The organism is Streptomyces sp. NPDC036813, assembly GCF_055609245.1.
The window spans coordinates 58,836-74,281 of record NZ_JBVJPV010000026.1 but is presented as its reverse complement, the minus strand read 5'-3'; the positions used below and the strand labels follow the sequence as shown (position 1 = coordinate 74,281).

The window sequence follows — 15,446 nt, the reverse complement described above, 5'->3', positions numbered from 1 at the left end:
GAGGCGTTGGACGCGTTGCCCCGACAGCGCCACCCGATACCTTCGCGGCCTGCCACGCGTCATCGGGACTGAGCAGCAACTGCTCTGCCTGGCCCACACACTTGTCGTGCCGCTCCGGGGACCACGACTCGATGTCGCCTCTCACCGACGCCGGCCGCCGACGGGACCGATCCGGAACACGAGCCAGCGATCGTCTTCGCACTGTCGGGCGGCTCAGTCGAGGGTGCGGACGAGGCCCACGTGGAAGGGGTTGAGCTCCTCGGTTCGGCCGCTGAGTACCTTGTTCAGCCAGTCGGGATCACCCAGGAGAGCCCGGCCGACCGCCACGAGGTCGAACTCCTCCCGTTCCAGACGGGCGAGCAGGCCGCCGATGTCGGTGACGCCTGCCTGTTCGCCCTGAAAGACCTGGAGGAACTCGTTGCTGAGGCCCACCGCTCCCACGGTGATGGACGGTTTGCCGGTGAGTTTCTTCGCCCAGCCCGCGAGGTTGAGGTCGGAGCCGTCGAACTCCGGCAGGTGAAAGCGGCGGGTGGAGCAGTGGAAGGCGTCGGTGCCCGCCTCGGTGAGCAGGCTGAGAATGGTCTCCAGTTCCTGCGGCGTCTCGGCGACCTTCGCTTGGAAGGCGTTCATCTTCCACTGGGAGAGCCGGAAGAGGATCGGGAAGTCCTCGGACACGGACTCACGGCAGGCCGCCACGACCTCTGCGGCAAACCGGGCGCGGGAGGCGACATCGCCGCCGTACGCGTCGCTGCGCTTGTTGGTGTGGGCCCAGAAGAACTGGTCGATGAGATAGCCGTGCCCGCCGTGGATCTCGATGCCGTCGAAGCCGGCCGCCTCGGCCGAAGCTGCGGCTGTGGCGTAGGCCGCGATCACGCGGTCGATATCCGCGTGCGTCATCGCCTCCCCCGCCACCGAACCGTCCAGTGCGATGCCGGAGGGACCGACCCGAGGGGCGTCGGGCACCGGTGGGGCTCCGGCGGCGCGTTCCATGCCCACGTGCCACAGCTGCGGCACAATCCGGCCGCCTGCGTCGTGCACCGCGTCCGCCACCGCGGACCAGCCGGCGAGTGCGTCGTCGCCGTGGAAACGTGGGACCCGGGCGCTGCTCCCCGCCGAGTCATGGCCGACGTACGTGCCCTCGGTGATGATCAGGCCGACGCCGCCGGCCGCCCGCCGGGCGTAGTACCGCGCCACATCCCTGCCCGGGACGCCGTCGGGGGAGAACTCTCGCGTCATCGGCGCCATGACGACGCGGTTGGGAAGAGTGAGGCTTCCCAGGGAGAAGGGGCGGACCAGTAAGTCCTTGGCACGTGCGGCCAAATTGCTGGGCATCAGTCAATCGCCTTCGACAGAGGGCCGATCGCACGGCAAGGGCATGCGAACGATGCGGTCGGTACATGGTGGGGTGATGTGGCCGACGGCCGAGGTCAGAACCTCGACCGCGGCAGGGATCGGACGAGAGGAGGGGATCAATCCGTGGTAGGCGTCTTGAGGCGAGCCTGCGGTGCGTCAGCGTCCGTTCGGTCCATGGTCCCGCGGGTCTTCGCGTCGGCAATCGGTGCCACCCGTACGAACCACGCCGTGGCGAACGCGATCGCCGACAGGACTGCGGCGCCGACCACGACACCGTGCAGGCCGCTGCCGGCCGCCTCCTCGACGGCGTCGCGTGTCCCGGCGGACATGTCCTTCAACAGGGCCGGGGTGAGTTCGCCCCCGGCCGTGAGGCTGCGCTCGGCCTCGGAACCGAGCCGCTCGGCCAGCACGTCGCCCATGCGGCTGCTCTGCACGGCCCCAAGGACGGCGACCCCCAGGGAGCCGCCGAGGGTTCGCACGAGGGTGGCCGTTCCCGTGGCAGCGCCCATGTCACGCGGAGCAGCATTGTTCAGGGTGGTGAGCAGGGTGCACTGCATCAGGATGCCGACGCCGACCCCGATGGCCAGAGTGAGCGCGCAGGCCACGGCCACAGGAGTGTCCGTACCAAGGAGGAGCAGCAGCAGTGCACCGCCGGTCATGACGGCAGCGCCGGTGAGTGGCAGGACGCGCTCCAGGCCGCCGCGGTCCATCATCCGCCCGGTGGTCAGCTGGGCCGCGAGCAAGCCGAGCATCAGGGGCAGGATGAGCATGCCACTGACCGTGGACGAGAGACCCTGCACCAACTGAAAGTACTGCGGAAGGTAGTTGGTCACGGAGACCAGGACGGCGCCGACCAGGAAGCTGAGAACCTGAGCGAGGGTGAACTCGCGGCTGCGGAACAGGCTCGGAGGTGTGATCGGATCCGCCGCGCGCAGCTCGACGCGGGCATACCACGCCATGCTCACTGCGGCCACCGCGCCGAGTACGGCGATCTGGGGCGACGACCAGGCGTAGCTGGTACCGGCCCGACTGGCCAGCAGGGTGAGGGCCAGGATGCCGGTGGTCAGTAGAGCCGCACCGAGGTAGTCGATCCGGACCTTGACGCGTTCGGTGTGCAGCCGTACGCCTTTGGAGACTGCCAGCAGCGCGACGACACCGACCGGTACGTTCACGTAGAACGTCCAGCGCCAGTTCATGTGGTCGGTGAGGAACCCGCCGAGCAGTGGCCCGCCCACGAAGGCGACCGGCAGCATCACGCCGACCATCGACTGGACGCGGCCCCGCTCCCGTGGTGGCACCAGTACCCCGATGACCGAGAGCGCCCCGACCATCAACCCGCCGGCACCGAGCCCCTGAAAGGCCCGAAAGGCGATGAGCTGGCCCATGTCCTGCGCCAGGCCGCACAGCATCGACCCGGTAAGGAAGACCACCACCGCGGACACAAAGGCGCCCTTCCGACCGTACAGGTCACCGAGTTTGCCCCAGACCGAGGTCGAGGCGGCCATGGTGAGCAGGTACGAGGTCACCGACCACGAGAAGTTGTCGAGGCCGCCGAGGTCACCCACGATCGTGGGGAGCGCGGTACTGACGATCTGCCCGTCGAGTGTGGCCAGGAAGATGCCGAGCATCAATCCGAAGACGCCCAGGCGAGGAAGGTCCGGTCGGACGGGTACGGAAAGGCCGGGTGTGCGGTCGATCATTGCTTCCCCCATACACGCATGGCGAGACGTCAGACGGCGTACGGACGGCTGCGCTTGGCCTCGCGCAGGGCGTGCCCCCACCAGCTGAGCTGGTCGAGCATGGCCTTGGCCGCGACGTCGCACCCCGGGTCCGACGGCTTGCCGTCCGCGTCGAAGACCTGGCCGTAGTTGTGGAAGCTGACCGTGTTGCGGATCGTCACCGCGTGGAGCTCCGCCAGTACGACGCGGAGCTGTTCGACGGCGCGCAGCCCACCGGCGAGGCCGCCATAGGAGACGAAGCCGACCGGCTTCGCGTGCCACTGCTCGTTGTGCCAGTCGATGGCGTTCTTCAATGACGCCGGGAAACTGTGGTTGTACTCCGGCGTGACGATGACGAAGGCGTCGGCTGCCGCCAGCCTCGGCGACACTGCGCCGAGCAGCCGCATGACTTCTTCGGTGGGCGCCTGGCCGAAAGCCGGGAACACCGTCGGCATGGGCGTCTCGACGAGGTCGACGAGGTCCGCCGTCATGTTGTCGTGCTGCTGGATGTGATCCTTCAGCCAGTTGGCCACGACGGGGCCGAATCGTCCGTCCCTGGTGCTGCCGATGATCACCGCGGTCCGAAGCGGGCTGTCGTTCTGGTCGACCATGGAAACGCCTCCGGTGTGTACGTCGTATCTACTGCGTACAACGTACACATTGACGTGTACGACGTCCACTCTTGATACGGTGTATACGAGCGTTTGACGGAGGGAGCCCGACCGATGCCGGCCCAGAAGCGACAGGTACAACCCGAGGACGGGGACCAGGTCTCCCTGTGGGAACGCCTCGAACGCCCTGCACCCGCCCCACGGACGACCCTCACCGCGCGGCGGATCGCTGCGGCCGCGGTCGGGATCGCTGACGCCGAGGGCCTCGACGCTGTCACCATGCGGCGCCTGGCCAGCGAACTGGGCGCAGCACCCATGGCGGCGTACCGCTACGTCTCCGGCAAGGACGAACTCCTTGAGCTGATGGTCGACTTCGTCTACGGGGAGCTGGAGCTCCCCGAGGAGGCAATGGACTGGCGTGAGGCCATGCGGACGCTCGCCCTGCGCATCCGCGCCGTCCTGCTCAAGCACGCGTGGGTGACCCGCGCGACCTGGTGCGCACCGACCCCGAACCAACTGGCGGTGCCGGAGAGGGCCTTGACCGCGCTCTCCAGTCTCGGCCTCGACGCCGACACGGCGATGGCGGTCTTCAGCACCGTCACCGCGTACGTGCATGGAGCCGTCGACTCCGAGATCGGCCTGACGCAGATGTTGAGGGGCCGCGGCTGGTCAAGCCGCGAGGAGGCGCGCTCGGGACTGGCCTCGCACATGACCTGGCTCATGAACACCGGTCGCTATCCGAGGTACGAGCACTACCTTGGCGATGCCACACGCAAGGACGACCTGCAGTGGCAGTTCGAGACCGGTCTCGACTGCGTCCTCGACGGCATCGCGGCACGCCTGGCCGCCTGAAGCGCCCCGTACCCGCTGTGCGCCCCCTCGCCCGTCCAGGAGGCGCCGGGGCCACGGCGGCCGTTCGGCTGGGCGCCGGCGAAGGCCGACGGCCGCGGTCCCGCCGGCCGGGGCGGCGCGCACGCCGTCGACTGCGAAGAGGCGCAGGCCGGAGCGACGGCACTGCCGCTGAACCGGGCGCTGGACGCAGCAGAGCAGCCGGGGGTTCGGCTGTGCCCGCTGTGCGGCCTCGCCACCGAGCTGGACCGCTTCCTCAAGGGCTTCGGCGAGCAGTAGGTCGACGTGGCCTTCTGCTCGTGCCCGCGCCCTGACGTCAGCTGCGGGTGACGGCGTAACCCGCGTCGCTGACGGCGCGGGACCACGGTTCGCGGTCGAACCACCTGCTGATGTGCGGCTGCGTCTCGGCGATGGTGCACATCCGAACCTGCCAGCCGTGCCCGGCCGGGCCGCGGCCGCCGTCACACCCGGGCGCGGCCCTCCTCGCCGTGGACGCGGCCGGCCATGCATGCGCTGACCGCCACGTTGATGACGACCGCGTACAGGTCCGCGCCGGTCTTCGCCAGGGAGCCCGGGACACCGGCGAGGACCAGCGCGAGTTCGGGGTTGCCGATCGGCGGCATCGGAGTCCTTGAAAGATTGCCCAGCGGCAGGCGCGCTGCTCCTTCCGATGCCGCGTCCCACAGGGAGCGCTCGGTCATGTGCGCCAGCTCGGGCATGAGCGACACGTCAAGTGATGTCGCCGAGGCGGGCCGCACGGGCCCGGAGGTAGCGCTGTTCGGGGAGGCTCAGGGTCTTGGCGGCGGCTGACTCGTAGGCGGCTCGGGCGGCCTCGGGGTCACCGGCGCGTTCCAGGAGGTGGGCGCGGACCGAGTCCAGGCGGTGGCCTGTGGTCAACTCCGGTGCGATCAAGTCCAGTTCGGCCAGACCAGCCTGCGGTCCGTGGACCATGGCGATGGCCACGGCACGGTTGAGGCGTTCGACAGGGCTGGGGACAAGGTGGACGAGGACGTCGTAGAGGCCGAGGATCTCGGGCCAGTCGGTGCTCTCGGGCGAGTCCGCCTCGTCGTGGACGGCGGCGATCGCGGCCCTCAACTGGTATGGGCCGGGGTGGCGTTGGGACAGAGCCCAGGTCACCAGGGCCACGCCCTCCTCGATCGCCGCCTTGTCCCACAGTCCGCGGTCCTGCTGGTCGAGGGGGATCAGTTCGCCGCCCGTCCCGGTCCGCGCGGCGCGGCGGGCGTCGGTGAGGAGCATCAGGGCGAGCAGGCCGGTGACCTCGCAGTCGCGGGGCAGCAGGCGGTGCACCGCACGGGCCAGCCGGATGGCCTCGCCCGCGAGTTCGGCCCGCTGGAGGGAGGCTCCGGAGGTGGCCGTGTAGCCCTCGTTGAAGATCAGGTAGAGCGTGTGGAGGACGGCGGGCAGCCGCTCCCTCCAGCGATCGGGGCGGCCGAAACGCGTGCCCTTCACCCGCTGCTTGGCACGGCTGATCCGCTGGGCCATCGTCGCCTCCGGCACCAGATACGCGCGGGCGATCTCGGCCGTCGTCAGACCGCCGACGGCCCGCAGCGTCAGCGCGATCTGGGCGAGCGGGGGCAGATCCGGGTGGCAGCAGAGGAAGAGCAGGGTCAGCGTGTCGTCCTCGGAGGGCGCACGATCGGGCCCGGGCGGCGGCGTGATGAAGGCGTCGCGCGGTGTGAGGGCCACCGCCTTCTCCTCCCGCAGCCGCCGCGCCTGATCGCTGCGCAGCGCGTCCGTGAGCCGCCGCGAGGCGACCCTGATGAGCCAGCCCCGCGGATTGTCCGGAACCCCCGACTCGGGCCACTGGCCGGCCGCTGCCAGCAGCGCCTCCTGTACGGCGTCCTCGGCGGCGTCGAAGTGCCCGTACCGGCGTACGAGCGCGCCGAGAACCTGCGGCGCGTGCAGGCGCAGCAGGTCCTCGACCTCGCTCGTACGTCTCAAACGACTCCCCTGCTCACACTTCGCCGAGCGGCCGGATGACGACGGGGTACGTGTTCGTGCCCTCGGGAACGGGGCACTGGGTGACCCGCGCGGCGATCTCCGTGACCCGCTCCAGGCTCTCGCACTCCAGAAGCCAGTAACCGGCGATCACTTCCTTGGTCTCGCCGTACGGCCCGTCGGTGATCACGGGCTTGCCGTCCGCGCCGGCGCTGACGAGGCGGGTCCTGGCAGGCTCGGCCAGCCCCTGGGCATCGATGAACTCACCTGTCTCGGCGAGGTCGTCGTTGATCGCACCCATGTACTGGAACATCGCCTGAATATCCTCGTCGCTCCAGGCCGGGAGACCGGCGGCGGGCTTGCCCGCCTGGGCCTCGTAGTCCGCCTGCGTGCCCTGCACCATCACCAGGTACTTCATGAGTCCGCTCCTTCGACTCGGACCGCCCGTGGTGGGCGGCTCTCACAGGGGACGTCGGAGCCGGCCCGCGCTCCTCTACACGCTCGCGGAAGTTTTTTCAGGCTCGCGGGAAGAGCGTCAGGAGTCCCGCTGCTCGGCCCCGTCGACCGCCGGTCCGCTCTCCGCCGTGGACGGGCTCCGACTCGGCCTCTTCCGCCTCGTACGCCTGGCACTCGGGGTTCTCGCACGGGCAGGGACGCCACCGGGACACGAACACGCCTAGGGTCTTGTGCCGGCGCACGACCTGCTCGACGAGATGGCCGCGAAATAGAACAAAAACACCCATCACTGGACACGTCCTCAGGATATTGCGGTATACCCCGGGCCGACAGGTGAGCAACGTGCCCGCGTCGGCCAGGCCCAGTGCTTCGATGCGGCGTACGACGACACGTGGCCTGGCCATCGGCGGGCGGCCGGTGATTCCGTAACACCTCGGTGAGAAGGCGCGGCGGCCTTGTCCTCTCGACGACATGCCGGAAGGTGCCTGGCTCTGTGAGGGTGGTACGTGAGTTGGTTTCAGGCAGGGCTTGTTGATGTCGTCGGGTGCGATCTTCCAGGCCCATAGCCTCGCACACCTGTCGTGCCCGCAGCGGTGCGTCGGCCGCGGCGAGCACGCCATGATCTGCTGGTAGCTGGATCGTGCAACACACTGCCCTTCGGCAGGCACGGTCCGTATCGTGCCAAGGGTGACTCCCTCTCCTGATTCTGACGAGCCGTCTGACGGCGAGTCGGGGCAGCCAACATCTGATCTCGCAGGTTCAGGACGTGCAGGGGGGACAGCACCGGCACAGCCGACGCGTACCCGTATCGCTGCACCCACTCAAGAGGAACTGGACGCCTTGTCTCCCGAACGTCGGGGGGAGCTTCTTCAGGAGGAAAGGCGCTACGAGGCTGAAGAGCGGGAGCGTCGGCGTCAGAGCCGGCACCAGTGGTTCAACAGCATCGGAATCTTGTTCGGTGTGCTCTTCGCTGCCGCCGGCCTGGTGGCCACGGCGCTGTCGTGGCGGACGGCGCAGAGCGAGCTACGGACAGCGCGGGAAGGACAGATCACCGACCGGTACATCAGAGCTACCGAACAGTTGGGTTCGCCCGGTCGCGACGTCCGGGCCAGTGCCGTCTACGCATTGGAACGCATCGCTCATGACTCCTCGCGAGACAGGGCAGTGATCATCGATGTGTTGGCTGCCTTCGTGCGCGAACATGATCCCGCTCCGGCCATGTCGGACGCCAGGCTGCCCCGAGAGCCCGATACCGACGTGCAAGCCGCCTTGACCGTCCTGGGACGGCTCCCTCGTGCGTCGCGAAGCTTCACCGACCTGCACCGGATCAGGGTTCCTGGAGCTGTGTGGCCGCGCGCAAAGCTGACCGGGATGGACCTGTCCACCGCGGACTTGAGCCACGCCGATCTGATCTCGGCGGACGCGAGCCACATGAACCTGACCGAAGCAGACCTGGCTCACGCAGACCTCAGTGGGGCGCGGCTGAACGGCTCCTCGTTGAGGTATGCGGACCTGACCGGCGCCGATCTGACGGACGCGGATCTGAGCGGCGTGGACCTGACCGGCGTCCGGGGAACGACTCCCGAGGCGATCAAGAAAGCGGCGAAGACGGACGAGACGACTCGCTTCTGAGTCGTGTGGTGCGGCCGACACCCGGCCGTGAGGGGGAGCGGCAGGTCAGGTTCCGGCTTGGAGGCGCAGGCCTGCCAGGGTCAGGTCCAAAGCGGCGAGGAACTGGTCCCGGTCGTCGTGTCCCGCGAACTCGTCGACGATCTGGTGCACGAACGGGAACTCCGCGGCGTCGAGTGAGCGCCACATCTCGACGAAGCGGCCGAGGAACGCGTCGCGGTCCACCTCACCCTCGAGCAGCTCCTGCGGGATCTCCAGTCCGAGGTCGGCGGCCGTACCGACGACGACGCCCGTGATCGCCGAAACGGCGTGGAACCGCTGGCGAGGCGTGAGATCGAGGCGCAGTGCCTGCTCGCCGAGCTTCTCGTACAGCCTCAAGGAATTGATCTGGACGTCGGTGTTGCGCATGAAGTAGGCCGACAGCCATGGCCGGTCCACGATCGCGTCGAACAGCGTGACGGCCATCGCGCGCAGGTCGGCGATCGGGTCGTCGCTGCTGGGCTGTTCTTCGAGGGCGGCCAGGATCTCCCCGACCGCGTGGTCGGTGGCGCGGTCGAGCAGCTCGTCCTTGTTCGCGACGTACCAGTAGATGGTGCCGACTCCGGTGCCGAGCCGGGCGGCCAGAGCGCGGAAGGTCAGCGCCGATCCGCCGGCCTCGTCGAGGAGGGCGACGGTTGCGGCGAGGACGGCCTCCAGGGAGTGCGCGGCGCGCTTGCGCCCACGGGCGGGGGCGGCGGGGCGGGTTCGCGGGGGTGCCATGTCACTCATCCAATCACGACTTGCATGACATCGAACATCGTTCTACTCTCGAACCACGTTCCATCATCGAACAACGTTCGTTCATCGAATGATGTTCCACACAGAGCGTCGTTCGATGTCAGGCGACGTTCGGAGAGGAGGCCGGCCATGACCACGACCACCGAGCCCGCCATATCCCGCACCTACCCGTCGCTGCGCGCGGCGTGGATTCCCCTGGCCGCGCTCTGCCTGGCCTTCTTCGTCGAGATGGTCGACAACACGCTGCTCTCGATCGCGCTGCCCACGATCGGCCGCGATCTCGGCAGCGGCACAACGGCCCTGCAGTGGATCACCGGCGCCTACTCGCTGACGTTCGGCGGTCTCCTGCTGACGGCCGGCTCCATCGCCGACCGCTTCGGACGCCGCCGCGTGCTGCTGATCGGCCTCGCCGCGTTCGGCCTGCTGAGCCTGTGCGTCATCGCCGTCGACTCCACCGGACAGCTCATCGCCCTGAGGGCCGGGCTCGGCGTCGCCGCCGCGGCCATGGCCCCCATCACCAACTCACTGGTCTTCCGGCTCTTCGACGACCAGGCGCTGCGCATGCGCGCCATGACCCTGATGATCGTCGTCGGCATGTCCGGTTTCATCCTCGGCCCGCTGCTGGGCGGCACCGCGCTCGCGCACGTCAGCTGGCAGTGGCTCCTGCTGATCAACGCGCCGATCGCGCTGATCGCGGCAATCGGCGTGCGGCTCGGCGTAGCGGCGGACGATCCCGACGGCCTGACCCACGACCGGCTCGACCTGCCCGGCGCCGCCCTGAGCGTGCTGACCATCGGCCTGGCCTGCTACGCGCTGACCAGCGGCGTCGAGCACGGCTGGCTCTCCACCCTCACCCTCGCCTCGATCCTCGGCGCCGTGGCCGCGGGCATCGCGTTCGTGTGGCACGAGCACCGCAGCAAGGCGCCCATGCTGGATCTCAAGATCTTCTCCAGCGGTATCGTCCGCGGCGCGGCCATCGCCCAGATCGGAACGTCCATCGCGATGGCCGGCGTGATGTTCGGGCTCATCCTCCATTTCCAGTACGCCTACGGGTGGAGCCCCGTGCGGGCCGGCCTGGCGAACCTGCCGCTCATCGCGACCATGATCGTCGCAACTCCGCTGTCGGAATGGCTCGCGAAGAGGTTCGGCCACCGCATCGCCTGCCTGGTCGGCGCGGCCTGCCTGGCCGGCGCGCTGGCCGGCCTCGCCTGGGGCGTCGACCACGGGTACACCGCCATCGCCGTCTGCATGGTCGTGATGACCATCGGGCTGCGCACCGTCATGACGATCTGCGCCATCGCCCTGGTCGAGGCGATGCCGGAAAACCGCACCTCGGTCGGCACGGCGCTCAACGACACCGCCCAGGAGGTCGGCACCAGCGTCGGAACCGCCGTGGTCGGCACCATGATCGCCGCCCTGGTCACCACCCGGCTGCCCGCAGGTGTCTGGAGCAGCAACCTCGTGCAGTCGTTCTTCCACGGCGAACAGATCACCTACGCCGTGCTGGCGGTGATCGTCGGTCTGATCGCGGGAGGCGGCGCCCTCACCCTCACCGACTCGCACTCGGTCGAAGAGCCCGCCTGAACGACACCATCTCCGGTGCGCATGACCTCCACCGCCCGCGACGCTTCCAGGACCGGCTTCGTTCATGAAAAAGGCGGCACCCGCCGGACGGACGGCCTGACGCCTAGCCGGTGGGCGCGTGCCGCTGCGAGTGGAGCAGGGTGCCTGGCGCCGATGTGCCGGCCACTGGGTGGTCTGATCGCGTGCGTCGATGCGACCGGCCCGGTCGCCATGGTTGGCAGGTCGCGCATCGGTTGGCGTGGATAGTGGCGCGTTTCGGACGGCGTGGGTAGTGGCGCGTTTCGGACCGGGGTGGCGAGTGGTAGAGGTCTATGCGGCTCGGTCGGCGAGCGCGGTGCGCTCTCGGCTGGTTCCGCAGCCAGGGCTGGGCTTGCGGTCCTGGTCGCGAAGAGGCCGCGCCGTGCTCATGCTGTGTCTGCCGGGCCACCGACTGTCCCGCGCATCGGGCCGGCGCCGTCGTGAGTGCAGTGTCCTCGAGGTGCTGGCGGCACGCGTGGCTGCGGATCTACGTTGAGGTGTGATGTCGGCTCGGTACTGGCGCGGTACCAGGGGGCGGCGGCCGGCGGCCGCCGAGGGACACACTCGGCCGCCTGGCCCGGGCGGTGGGTTCCTGGTGGCGTCGCCCGCGGGGCGGTGGGTCTTGGCGGCCACGGTGCTGGGCTCGGGGATGGCGCAGCTGGACGCCACGGTGGTGAACGTGGCGTTGCCGTCGATCGGACGGAGCCTGCACGCCGGGGTCGGGCCGCTGCAGTTGGTGGTGACCGGGTACTCGGTGACGCTGGCCGCGCTCATCCTGCTGGCCGGCGCGCTGGGTGACCGCCTGGGACGGCGGCGGGTGTTCATGGCCGGGGTGGTGTGGTTCGCTGTGGCGTCGCTGCTGTGCGCGCTGGCCCCGACGGTGGGCGTGCTGGTCGGGGCGCGGGCGCTGCAGGGTATCGGGGGCGCGTTGCTCACGCCGGGCAGTCTGGCGATCATCGAGGCGAGCTTCGAACCTGCGGAGCGGGGCCGGGCGATCGGGGCCTGGTCCGCCCTGGGGGGTGTGGCCGCAGCGGTCGGCCCGCTGATCGGCGGGTACCTGGTGCAGACGGTCTCCTGGCGGGCGATCTTCTTGCTCAACCTGCCGCTCGGCGCGGTGGTGTGGTGGCTGGCGGTGCGGCACGTGCCGGAAAGCCGGGACGAGACTGCCACGGGCCGGCTCGACTACCCCGGTGCGATCCTGGCCACCGCTGGGCTTGCCGGGGCGACGTATGCGATGGTCGACGGGCCGGCCCGCGGACTGGGCGCGCCGCCTGTGGCGGTTGCGGCCCTGGTCGGCATCGTGGGGCTGGGTGGATTCGTGCTGGTCGAGCGTCGCAGCGCCCACCCGATGCTGCCGCTGGGTATCTTCGCCGTGAGGCAGTTCACCGCTGCCAACCTGGTCACCTTCGTCGTCTACGCCGCGCTGGGCGGGGTGTTCTTCCTGCTCGTGGTGGTGCTGCAGGGGGCGCTGGGCTACTCGCCGGTCCAGGCCGGCGCCGCGTCGCTTCCGGTGACTGCGCTGATGCTGGGGCTGTCCTCGCGCGCCGGCGCGCTCGCGCAGCGGATCGGGCCGCGGATCCCGCTCACCGTCGGGCCGCTGCTGATCGCGGCCGGGATGCTGCTGATGACTCGCATCGGACCCGGCGCCGGCTACCTGTCGGACGTGCTGCCCGCGGTGGTGGTGTTCGGCCTCGGCCTGGCGGCCACCGTCGCCCCGGTGACTGCCACTGTTCTCGCTGCCGCCGACCCACGGCACGCCGGCACCGCCTCCGGGGTGAACAACGCGGTGGCCCGTACCGCCGGGCTGCTCGCCGTCGCCCTGCTCCCGCCGATCGCCGGGCTCACCGGTGACACGTTCGCCCAGCCCCAAGCGCTGGCCACCGGCTTCCACACGGCGATGCTGGTCACCGCCGCCCTCGCCGCCGCAGGAGGTGTCCTCGCCTGGTTCACCATCTCCAACGAGGTGCTTACCGGCACACAGCCCCGCGATCATCCCCCGTCCTGTTCCCTCGCCGGTCCGCCGGCATGCCCGCGGCGACCGTCGCGCTGACTCGGTCGGCGGGCGGCCCGGGGACACCTGCGTACAGCTCACCCACGACCAGGTACGCGACTGCAAGCTGCCTGCGGCTGCGGGATAGGCCGGCGGCCTCCGCCGGCCAGGGTGCGCCAGTCGATACGAGCTCGACCTAAGGCCGGCCAGTGCAGTGGGAGGTGGAGGCGCTCGACCCGACCGGGCTTCAGCGCCTGGTCCTCGCCGCCACGCAGACGCCGTCCATGGACCGCCCCATCCTCGCGTAGCGGATCGCGGACGAAGAACGGCAGGTGGCCCTCGCCGCCGCGGGAGCCGCGCGAGCCGCGCGAGTTGACCCTCCCCTTACGTCAGGCTTGAGGCTGTGTGCCGACGAAAGGGCAGGTGGATGAGCTACTCCGTAGGACAGGTCTCGGCCTTCGCCGGGGTGACGGTGCGGACACTGCATCACTACGACAAGGCGGGACTGCTCTCGCCCAGTGACCGCAGCCACGCCGGATACCGGCTCTACAGTGAGGCTGACCTGGTCCGACTCCAGCAGATCCTCTTCTACCGCGAGCTCGGCTTCCCCCTCGACGAGATCGCCTCGATCTTCAAGGATCCGCAGACGAACCCATTGGAGCGGCTCCGGGCACGGCAGCGGCAGCTGAGTGAGGAGATCGCCAGGCTGCAGCGGCTGGCCGAGGTGGCGGAACGGGCGATAGAGGTTCAGAAGACCGGGCTGTCGCTTACTCCTCAAGAGCGTTTCGAGGTCTTCGGCGAGGTCACGTTCGACTTGAGTTACGCCACCGAGGCCGAGCTGAAGTGGGCGCACTCACAGGGACAGCGCGAGGCAATGGCGCGCGCGGCCGCCCACACCAAGGAGGACTGGCGCCAGCTCATGGGCGAAGCCGCCGCTTGGCGCGCCGAGCTGCTCGCGGTCTTCGACGAGGGGGAGCCGAGCGACGGCGAGCGGGCCATGGACCTCGCCGAGGAGCATCGCCTTCACATCGCACGCTGGTTCACCGCCTGCCCGCCCGACATGCATCGGCGCATCGCGGACGACTTCGTCGCCGATCCGCGTGCGTTCGCTCTGGTTGTACCGCTGTCGCAGCAACGCCCGGGCCTGGCCGCCTATACGTGCAGGGCGGTCCACGCCAACGCAGCCCGCCGCGCAGGTGGCGGTACCGATGGGGAGGAGGAACGATGAGAATCCTGATCGCCGCGGCTGGATCGCGCGGCGACGTCGCGCCCTACACGGGCCTGGGCGCCGAACTGCGCCGGGCCGGGTACGACGTTGCCATCGCCGCCGCAGACACCTTCGCACCCCTCGTACGCGATGCAGGGCTGGAATTCCGCAGCCTGCCCGCAGACACACGGGTACGTGGCGGAGGCACAGGCAAACGTGACCTGATGCGTACCGCTGCCGAGTTCATCACCGAACTGGGTCAGGGATTCGCGGACGCGATGGACGACGGCGCGGACCTGCTCCTGCTGTCGACCACCACGGCCCCACTCGGCTGGCACCTCACCGAGGCCACAGGAACACCGAGCCTCGGCGTGTACCTCCAGCCCACCACACCGACCGGTGACTTCCCTCCCGTCGTGACAGGCTCCCGCTCACTGGGCCGTCTCCTCAACCGAGCAACCGGACACGTCGCACTGCGGATGGCCGACCGCCTCTACGAACCGGCGGTCGCAAAGCTGCGCCACCGCCTCGGGCTGCCTCCGACCACCCCTTCCGAGATGCGTCGACGACAGGAACAGGCACGTTGGCCCATCCTCCACGGCTTCAGCACGGCCCTGGTGCCGCGCCCCTCCGACTGGCGCTCCGGCCTGGAGGTCGTAGGCAACTGGTGGCCCCATCACGATGCCATCGAGCGGCTGCCTCCTGATCTTGAGGACTTCCTGCGTGCTGGGACGCGGCCCGTCCTCATCGGCTTCGGGAGTATGGCGTCCGGCGACGGACAACGGCTGAGCGAGATCGCCGTACAAGCCCTGCGCCGCGCCGGGCTGCGCGGCATCCTCCAAGCCGGCAGCGCCGCCCTCGCCGCCGACGGGGACGACGTGCTCACCATCGGGGACGTGTCGCACGCCCTGCTGTTCCCACGGCTGGCTGCGGTGGTCCACCATGGCGGGGCCGGCACCACGGCCGCCACGTTGCGCGCCGCAGTGCCCTCGGTGGTCGTGCCGGTGACCGCAGACCAGCCGTTCTGGGCGCGGCGGCTCGCCGCCCTCGGCGCCGCCGCCACCCCGATACCTTTCCGCGCCCTCACCGCCGAACGGCTCGCCGACGCGCTCGACCAAGCGGTGAAGCAGCCATCACACAACCAAGCCGCCACGAAGGCAGCGCACCATCTGGCGGCCGAGAACGGAGCGGCTCAGGTACTCAAGGCCATCCAGCAACTGACCGATGCGTGACGCCCAAACCGGTACTCGTCGTCGTCAACTGTTCATCACGCTCATCGCACAGAGCATCCCCGC

At 69.6% G+C, this 15,446-nt stretch carries 14 protein-coding genes; 7 read left to right on the top strand and 7 right to left on the bottom strand.

Translation table 11 applies throughout. From position 1 onward, the window contains the following. Positions 1–213 precede the first annotated feature (213 nt). From ACZ67Q_RS36865 to ACZ67Q_RS36855, 3 genes are all read right to left on the bottom strand, one after another. Entirely contained in the window at positions 214–1,332 is a 1,119-nt protein-coding gene (locus ACZ67Q_RS36865; RefSeq protein WP_471191167.1) for an NADH:flavin oxidoreductase, read from the bottom strand. A gap of 137 nt (positions 1,333–1,469) precedes the next feature. Further along, positions 1,470–3,053 carry an MDR family MFS transporter gene (locus tag ACZ67Q_RS36860; RefSeq protein WP_471191164.1) on the bottom strand — a complete coding sequence of 528 codons (1,584 nt, stop codon included), beginning with the start codon at positions 3,051–3,053 and terminating at the stop codon, positions 1,470–1,472. A 29-nt stretch (positions 3,054–3,082) separates the two neighbouring features. Further along, the gene (locus ACZ67Q_RS36855) at positions 3,083–3,682 is read right to left on the bottom strand and encodes an NADPH-dependent FMN reductase (protein ID WP_471191161.1); all 600 of its coding nucleotides are present in this window, start codon (positions 3,680–3,682) and stop codon (positions 3,083–3,085) included. 114 nt (positions 3,683–3,796) lie between these two features. Here ACZ67Q_RS36855 and ACZ67Q_RS36850 point away from each other — a divergent pair, with 114 nt between their 5' ends. Continuing rightward, positions 3,797–4,534 carry a TetR/AcrR family transcriptional regulator gene (locus tag ACZ67Q_RS36850; RefSeq protein ID WP_471191158.1) on the top strand — a complete coding sequence of 246 codons (738 nt, stop codon included), beginning with the start codon at positions 3,797–3,799 and terminating at the stop codon, positions 4,532–4,534. A 15-nt stretch (positions 4,535–4,549) separates the two neighbouring features. Then, positions 4,550–4,810 carry a DUF6233 domain-containing protein gene (locus tag ACZ67Q_RS36845; protein WP_471191217.1) on the top strand — a complete coding sequence of 87 codons (261 nt, stop codon included), beginning with the start codon at positions 4,550–4,552 and terminating at the stop codon, positions 4,808–4,810. Positions 4,811–4,992: 182 nt separating this feature from the next. Here the strand turns inward: ACZ67Q_RS36845 and ACZ67Q_RS36840 are convergent, their stop codons facing one another. Genes ACZ67Q_RS36840 through ACZ67Q_RS36830 form a run of 3 tightly spaced genes read right to left on the bottom strand, consistent with a single transcriptional unit; the run spans position 4,993 to position 6,908 of the window. Beyond that, positions 4,993–5,250, bottom strand: coding sequence for a hypothetical protein (locus ACZ67Q_RS36840; RefSeq protein WP_471191156.1), 258 nt, complete (start codon positions 5,248–5,250; stop codon positions 4,993–4,995). A gap of 10 nt (positions 5,251–5,260) precedes the next feature. Continuing rightward, entirely contained in the window at positions 5,261–6,493 is a 1,233-nt protein-coding gene (locus ACZ67Q_RS36835) for an RNA polymerase sigma factor (protein ID WP_471191153.1), read from the bottom strand. Positions 6,494–6,506: 13 nt separating this feature from the next. After that, on the bottom strand, positions 6,507–6,908 hold the full coding sequence (locus tag ACZ67Q_RS36830) for a YciI family protein (protein WP_471191150.1): 402 nt from the start codon (positions 6,906–6,908) through the stop codon (positions 6,507–6,509). 878 nt (positions 6,909–7,786) lie between these two features. Here ACZ67Q_RS36830 and ACZ67Q_RS36825 point away from each other — a divergent pair. Further along, positions 7,787–8,578: a pentapeptide repeat-containing protein gene (locus tag ACZ67Q_RS36825; protein WP_471191147.1), complete on the top strand. Its 792-nt coding sequence runs from the start codon at positions 7,787–7,789 to the stop codon at positions 8,576–8,578. Between the two features lie 45 nt (positions 8,579–8,623). Here ACZ67Q_RS36825 and ACZ67Q_RS36820 read toward each other — a convergent pair whose 3' ends face one another. After that, positions 8,624–9,271 carry a TetR/AcrR family transcriptional regulator gene (locus tag ACZ67Q_RS36820; RefSeq protein ID WP_471191214.1) on the bottom strand — a complete coding sequence of 216 codons (648 nt, stop codon included), beginning with the start codon at positions 9,269–9,271 and terminating at the stop codon, positions 8,624–8,626. Positions 9,272–9,481: 210 nt separating this feature from the next. Between ACZ67Q_RS36820 and ACZ67Q_RS36815 the strand changes: the two genes are divergently transcribed. From ACZ67Q_RS36815 to ACZ67Q_RS36800, 4 genes are all read left to right on the top strand, one after another. After that, positions 9,482–10,936: an MFS transporter gene (locus ACZ67Q_RS36815; RefSeq protein WP_471191144.1), complete on the top strand. Its 1,455-nt coding sequence runs from the start codon at positions 9,482–9,484 to the stop codon at positions 10,934–10,936. 520 nt (positions 10,937–11,456) lie between these two features. After that, positions 11,457–13,004 (top strand): MFS transporter, encoded by a 1,548-nt coding sequence (locus ACZ67Q_RS36810; protein WP_471191141.1) that lies wholly within the window; start codon positions 11,457–11,459, stop codon positions 13,002–13,004. A 367-nt stretch (positions 13,005–13,371) separates the two neighbouring features. Further along, positions 13,372–14,172 carry a MerR family transcriptional regulator gene (locus ACZ67Q_RS36805; RefSeq protein WP_471191138.1) on the top strand — a complete coding sequence of 267 codons (801 nt, stop codon included), beginning with the start codon at positions 13,372–13,374 and terminating at the stop codon, positions 14,170–14,172. Further along, entirely contained in the window at positions 14,169–15,383 is a 1,215-nt protein-coding gene (locus tag ACZ67Q_RS36800; RefSeq protein WP_471191135.1) for a glycosyltransferase, read from the top strand. The genes ACZ67Q_RS36805 and ACZ67Q_RS36800 overlap by 4 nt, the downstream gene beginning before the upstream one ends. Positions 15,384–15,446: the final 63 nt, after the last annotated feature.

Coding starts and splice junctions, on each gene's coding strand:
- ACZ67Q_RS36865 (WP_471191167.1), bottom strand. CDS start 1,332: ATGCCCAGCAATTTGGCCGCACGTGCCAAGGACTTACTGGTCCGCCCC.
- ACZ67Q_RS36860 (WP_471191164.1), bottom strand. CDS start 3,053: ATGATCGACCGCACACCCGGCCTTTCCGTACCCGTCCGACCGGACCTT.
- ACZ67Q_RS36855 (WP_471191161.1), bottom strand. CDS start 3,682: ATGGTCGACCAGAACGACAGCCCGCTTCGGACCGCGGTGATCATCGGC.
- ACZ67Q_RS36850 (WP_471191158.1), top strand. CDS start 3,797: ATGCCGGCCCAGAAGCGACAGGTACAACCCGAGGACGGGGACCAGGTC.
- ACZ67Q_RS36840 (WP_471191156.1), bottom strand. CDS start 5,250: ATGCCCGAGCTGGCGCACATGACCGAGCGCTCCCTGTGGGACGCGGCA.
- ACZ67Q_RS36830 (WP_471191150.1), bottom strand. CDS start 6,908: ATGAAGTACCTGGTGATGGTGCAGGGCACGCAGGCGGACTACGAGGCC.
- ACZ67Q_RS36815 (WP_471191144.1), top strand. CDS start 9,482: ATGACCACGACCACCGAGCCCGCCATATCCCGCACCTACCCGTCGCTG.
- ACZ67Q_RS36810 (WP_471191141.1), top strand. CDS start 11,457: ATGTCGGCTCGGTACTGGCGCGGTACCAGGGGGCGGCGGCCGGCGGCC.
- ACZ67Q_RS36805 (WP_471191138.1), top strand. CDS start 13,372: ATGAGCTACTCCGTAGGACAGGTCTCGGCCTTCGCCGGGGTGACGGTG.
- ACZ67Q_RS36800 (WP_471191135.1), top strand. CDS start 14,169: ATGAGAATCCTGATCGCCGCGGCTGGATCGCGCGGCGACGTCGCGCCC.